Origin of the sequence: Ensifer sp. ENS07 (assembly GCF_014852185.1) — a bacterium.
Classification (GTDB): domain Bacteria; phylum Pseudomonadota; class Alphaproteobacteria; order Rhizobiales; family Rhizobiaceae; genus Ensifer; species Ensifer adhaerens.
Map to the genome: position 1 here is coordinate 1 of NZ_JACVBE010000034.1, position 5,734 is coordinate 5,734.

Sequence of the window (5,734 nt, forward strand, 5' to 3'; positions counted from 1 at the left end):
AACCGACATAAAGCACCGCCTTAAACGAATCAGGTGCTCCGAACAGAATCACAAGTGATTCTTTCGATTCAAGATTTCAGCGAAAGCTTTTCGTAAAAGACTCAGCTACTTATGGGTAATTGCAAGCTTCACCGGATGCTTACGTTGCTTCGGCGGCATGGAGCCAAATGTCATGCTTGATTTGGTGATCGCATCGCTTTTCGATGCAGGAGACCCAGCTTCGTCCTTACAGCCTCGCCTCGCAAAGATGCCATCCGGTTGATCCGAACTTTAGATCGTCTTCTGACCGGTTCTTTTTCTCTCCGAATGGGGGTAGCGACTTGATATGAGCTGGAGGCTGAGAGTATGCGCGCAATCTTGGATGAACTGGATAAGCGGCGGGCGGAAGCTGGCCAGGGTGGCGGGGAAAAGCGGATTCGCGCGCAGCACGGCAAATGCAAGCTGACGGCGCGTGAACGCATCGAGGTGCTGCTCGATGAAGGCTCCTTCGAAGAATACGACATGTATGTCACGCACCGTTGCTTCGACTTCGGCATGGAAGGCCAGAAGGTCGCCGGCGACGGCGTCGTCACCGGCTGGGGCACGATCAACGGCCGCCAAGTCTATGTCTTCTCGCAGGACTTTACGGTGCTCGGCGGTTCGCTCTCGGAAACGCATGCGCAGAAGATCTGCAAGATCATGGATATGGCGGTTCGCAACGGCGCGCCGGTCATCGGCCTCAACGACTCGGGCGGCGCCCGCATCCAGGAAGGCGTGGCCTCGCTTGCCGGTTACGCCGAGGTCTTCCGCCGCAATGCCGAAGCCTCCGGCGTCATTCCGCAGATCTCGGTCATCATGGGTCCCTGCGCCGGCGGCGCGGTCTATTCGCCTGCCATGACCGACTTCATCTTCATGGTGCGTGACTCGTCCTACATGTTCGTGACCGGGCCCGACGTCGTAAAGACCGTGACCAACGAGATCGTCACGGCCGAAGAACTCGGCGGTGCGGGCACGCACACGAAAAAGTCCTCCGTCGCTGACGCGGCCTATGAGAACGACATCGAAACGCTTGAGCATGTGCGCCTGCTTTTCGATTTCCTGCCGCTCAACAACCGCGAAAAGCCGCCGGTCCGTCCCTTCCACGACGACCCGTCGCGGCTCGAAATGCGCCTTGACAGCCTGATCCCAGACAGCGCCGCCAAACCCTACGACATGAAGGAACTGATCCTGGCGCTTGCGGATGAAGGCGACTTCTTCGAATTGCAGCAGAACTTCGCCAGGAACATCATCACCGGCTTCATCCGCATGGAAGGCCAGACGGTCGGCGTCGTCGCCAATCAGCCGATGGTGCTTGCCGGCTGCCTCGACATCGACAGTTCGCGCAAGGCCGCCCGGTTCGTGCGCTTCTGCGATGCTTTCTCGATCCCGATCCTGACGCTAGTCGACGTACCCGGCTTCCTGCCCGGCACCGCGCAGGAATATGGCGGCGTCATCAAGCATGGCGCCAAGCTGCTCTTTGCCTATAGCCAGGCGACCGTGCCGATGGTGACGCTGATTACCCGCAAAGCCTATGGCGGCGCCTATGACGTCATGGCCTCGAAACATATCGGCGCCGACGTCAATTATGCCTGGCCGACCGCCGAGATCGCCGTCATGGGTGCCAAGGGCGCCACCGAAATCCTCTACCGCTCGGAACTCGGCGACGTCGAGAAGATCGCCGCGCGCACGAAGGAGTACGAGGAGCGCTTCGCCAACCCGTTCGTGGCGGCAGAGCGTGGCTTCATCGACGAGGTGATCATGCCACATTCGTCGCGCCGACGCATCGCGCGTGCTTTTGCGTCTCTGCGCAACAAGCAGGTCGATGTTCGCTGGCGCAAGCACGACACGATCCCGCTATGAACTCTTTGTCCACAGCGATCCAACTGCGCCCCGCCGTTGCAACTGACGAGGCATTCGTGCTGCAGCTCGAGCACATGTCTCTTCGTCGGATCACAGAACGCCTTTACGGACGTTATGCGCCTCGGCCTGGGATGGGGGACCAATTTCCTTCAAACTGCAGGATCGTGGAGAAGGGGGACCTGGCCGTAGGTTGCGTGACCGTCTCGCAATCCGACGGCTGTGTCCATATTGAGCAACTCTACATCGCGCCAACGTACCGTAACCGGGGTTTCGGCCGTGCTGTCATCGAGGAAGTACTTTCGAGCGCCAGATTACAAGGTCAAAATGTGCGAGCGCAGGTCCTTGCTGACCCCGACATCCTTCGGTTTTTTGAAGCTTTGGGGTTCGTTGCGACATCGCGAACAACAAGAACAATAGCCTTGGCGTGGTCAGCCGAGCCAAACCAGCTCAACTGTGGTGGAACATGCAATGATTAAGAAAATCCTCATCGCCAACCGTGGTGAAATCGCCTGCCGCGTCATCAAGACCGCGAAAAAGCTGGGCATCGCGACTGTCGCAGTTTATTCCGACGCGGACCGCGACGCGATGCATGTGCGCATGGCGGATGAGGCGGTGCATATCGGCCCCTCGCCGTCGGCCCAGTCCTATATCGTCATCGACAAGATCATCGAGGCGATCCGCAAGACCGGCGCCGATGCGGTCCATCCGGGCTATGGTTTCCTCTCGGAAAACGCCGCCTTTGCCGAAGCGCTGGAGAAGGAAGGCGTGGCCTTCATCGGCCCGCCGGTCGGCGCCATCCAGGCGATGGGCGACAAGATCACCTCCAAGAAGCTCGCGGCCGAGGCCGGCGTCTCGACGGTTCCGGGCCATATGGGCCTGATCGAGGATGCAGACGAAGCGGTCCGGATCGCCGCGTCGATCGGCTATCCCGTGATGATCAAGGCGTCTGCCGGCGGCGGCGGCAAGGGCATGCGCATTGCATGGAACGACCAAGAGGCGCGCGAAGGCTTCCAGTCCTCAAAGAACGAGGCGAAGAACGCCTTCGGCGATGACCGCATCTTCATCGAAAAATTCGTGACCGAGCCGCGCCACATCGAGATCCAGGTGCTTGGCGACAAGCACGGCAACACGCTCTATCTCGGCGAGCGCGAATGCTCGATCCAGCGCCGCAACCAGAAGGTCATCGAGGAGGCGCCCTCGCCTTTCCTCGACCCCGAGACCCGCAAGGCCATGGGCGAACAGGCGGTCGCACTTGCCAAGGCCGTCGGCTACCACTCGGCCGGCACCGTCGAATTCATCGTCGATGCCAAGCGCAACTTCTATTTCCTCGAGATGAACACCCGCCTGCAGGTGGAGCATCCGGTGACCGAGCTCATTACCGGGCTCGACCTCGTGGAGCAGATGATCCGAGTTGCTAGCGGCGAAAAGCTCGCCTTCGGCCAGGACGATGTGAAGCTCAATGGCTGGGCGATTGAAAGCCGGCTTTATGCGGAAGATCCCTATCGCAACTTCCTGCCGTCGATCGGCCGGCTGACACGCTATCGGCCGCCGGTCGAGGGCAAACGCGACGATGGCACGGTGACGCGCAACGACACCGGCGTCTTCGAGGGCGGCGAGATTTCGATGTATTACGATCCGATGATCGCAAAGCTCTGCACCTGGGCACCGGACCGCCGGACGGCGGTCGAGGCTATGGCCGAGGCGCTCGATCAGTTCGAAGTGGAAGGCATCGGCCATAACCTGCCGTTCCTTTCGGCTGTCATGCAACAGCAGCGCTTCCGCAACGGCCGGCTGACGACCGCCTATATCGCCGAGGAATTCGTCGACGGTTTTCACGGCGTTGCGGCCGATGAGCGGTCGCTTCGCAAGCTCGCCGCCGTCGCGGTCTCGGTCAATCAGATCCTACAGGAACGGGCCAGCCAGATTTCCGGCACGATCGGCAATCATCGCCGCATCATCGGCCATGATTGGGTGGTCGGTCTCGGCGATCACGATATTGCGGTGACTGCCGGTTCGTCCGCTGACGGCTCCTATGTGAGCTTCGCCGATGGCTCGACAGTCACCATCGCCGGCGACTGGACGCCCGGTCGTACGCTTGCCACGTTCAACATCGACAATGAGCCCTTGAGCGTCAAAGTCGATCTGGTCGGCACCGCCCTCCGGCTTCGCTGGCGCGGCATTGATGTCGTTGCCCATGTCAGAAGCCCGCGGGTTGCGGAACTGGCACGGCTGATGCCGGAGAAGCTGCCGCCGGACACGTCGCGCATGCTGCTTTGCCCGATGCCCGGGGTGATCACCTCGGTCACGGTAAAAGCCGGCGACACGGTCGAAGCAGGACAGGCGCTCGCGGTCGTCGAGGCGATGAAGATGGAGAACATCCTGCGCGCCGAGAAACGGGCCGTGGTGAAGCGCGTGGCGGTCGCCGCCGGCGCCAGCCTCGCTGTCGACGAGCTGATCATGGAATTCGAGTGATGAACCTTCACAACCGTGGCCCTCATTCCTGTGCTTGTCACAGGAATCCAGCAGCGTCGCGTCTGCGACGCGAAGAATTCACCCTTTCACGCGAACGACTTCGCGTGGCTGGATCCCTGTGACAAGCACAGGGATGAGGCGAGGAAGGCGCCCTTTTTGGGCAAGGAGCTAGCGATGAGCCAAAAGACCGTGAAAGACTGGGAAACCCTCGCCGAGCGTGAACTCAAAGCAGCGCCGGAAAGCCTTATCTGGCACACGCCCGAGGGCATCGCGGTGAAGCCGCTTTATACGTCCGGCGATCTCGACGGTGTTGATCACCTCGCCTCGCTGCCGGGCTTCGAACCTTTCGTGCGTGGCCCGCGCGCCACCATGTATGCGGGCCGTCCCTGGACGATCCGGCAATATGCCGGCTTCTCGACGGCGGAAGCGTCGAACGCCTTCTACCGGAAAAACCTGGCTGCGGGCCAGAAAGGCCTCTCGGTCGCCTTCGATCTTGCGACCCATCGCGGCTATGACAGCGACCACCCGCGCGTCGAGGGCGACGTCGGCAAGGCGGGTGTGGCGATCGACTCGGTCGAGGACATGAAGATCCTGTTCGACGGCATCCCGCTCGACGAGATGTCGGTGTCGATGACCATGAACGGCGCCGTCATCCCGATCCTCGCCTCCTTCATCGTCGCCGGCGAGGAACAGGGCGTTTCGCGCGACAAGCTTTCAGGCACGATCCAGAACGACATCCTCAAGGAGTTCATGGTCCGCAACACCTATATCTACCCGCCTGAGCCCTCGATGCGCATCGTCGCCGATATCATCGAGTACACAGCCAGGGAGATGCCGAAATTCAACTCGATCTCGATCTCCGGCTATCACATGCAGGAGGCCGGCGCGACGCTGGTGCAGGAGCTTGCCTTCACGCTCGCCGACGGGCGCGAATATGTACGGGCGGCGCTTGCCAAGGGGCTGAATGTCGACGAATTCGCCGGGCGGCTTTCCTTCTTCTTTGCCATCGGCATGAACTTCTTCATGGAAGCCGCGAAGCTTCGCGCTGCGCGCCTGCTCTGGACCCGGATCATGAAGGAGTTCGAGCCGAAGAAGCCGTCGTCGCTGATGCTGCGCACCCATTGCCAGACCTCGGGCGTCTCGCTGCAGGAGCAGGATCCCTACAACAACATCGTCCGCACGGCCTTCGAGGCGATGTCCGCCGCTCTCGGTGGCACCCAGTCGCTGCACACCAATTCGTTCGACGAGGCGATCGCGCTGCCGACGGAGTTTTCAGCGCGCATCGCCCGCAACACGCAGCTGATCCTGCAGCACGAGACCGGTGTCACCAAGGTCGTCGATCCGCTTGCCGGCTCCTACTATGTCGAGAGCCTGACCAATGAAC

At 61.1% G+C, this 5,734-nt stretch carries 4 protein-coding genes; all 4 read left to right on the forward strand.

The window, feature by feature from the left end; genetic code table 11:
• Positions 1–345 precede the first annotated feature (345 nt).
• Entirely contained in the window at positions 346–1,878 is a 1,533-nt protein-coding gene (locus IB277_RS37300; protein ID WP_192373358.1) for an acyl-CoA carboxylase subunit beta, read from the forward strand.
• A 131-nt stretch (positions 1,879–2,009) separates the two neighbouring features.
• Positions 2,010–2,354, forward strand: a complete 345-nt coding sequence (locus IB277_RS39095) for a GNAT family N-acetyltransferase (RefSeq protein ID WP_371813775.1) — start codon at positions 2,010–2,012, stop codon at positions 2,352–2,354.
• The gene (locus IB277_RS37310; RefSeq protein WP_210339734.1) at positions 2,347–4,350 is read left to right on the forward strand and encodes an acetyl/propionyl/methylcrotonyl-CoA carboxylase subunit alpha; all 2,004 of its coding nucleotides are present in this window, start codon (positions 2,347–2,349) and stop codon (positions 4,348–4,350) included. The genes IB277_RS39095 and IB277_RS37310 overlap by 8 nt, the downstream gene beginning before the upstream one ends.
• Before the next feature lie 174 nt (positions 4,351–4,524).
• Positions 4,525–5,734 (forward strand): methylmalonyl-CoA mutase family protein (locus IB277_RS37315; RefSeq protein ID WP_246812919.1); only part of this gene is annotated, 1,210 nt, incomplete at its 3' end.

Coding starts and splice junctions, on each gene's coding strand:
- IB277_RS37310 (WP_210339734.1), top strand. CDS start 2,347: ATGATTAAGAAAATCCTCATCGCCAACCGTGGTGAAATCGCCTGCCGC.
- IB277_RS37300 (WP_192373358.1), top strand. CDS start 346: ATGCGCGCAATCTTGGATGAACTGGATAAGCGGCGGGCGGAAGCTGGC.
- IB277_RS39095 (WP_371813775.1), top strand. CDS start 2,010: ATGGGGGACCAATTTCCTTCAAACTGCAGGATCGTGGAGAAGGGGGAC.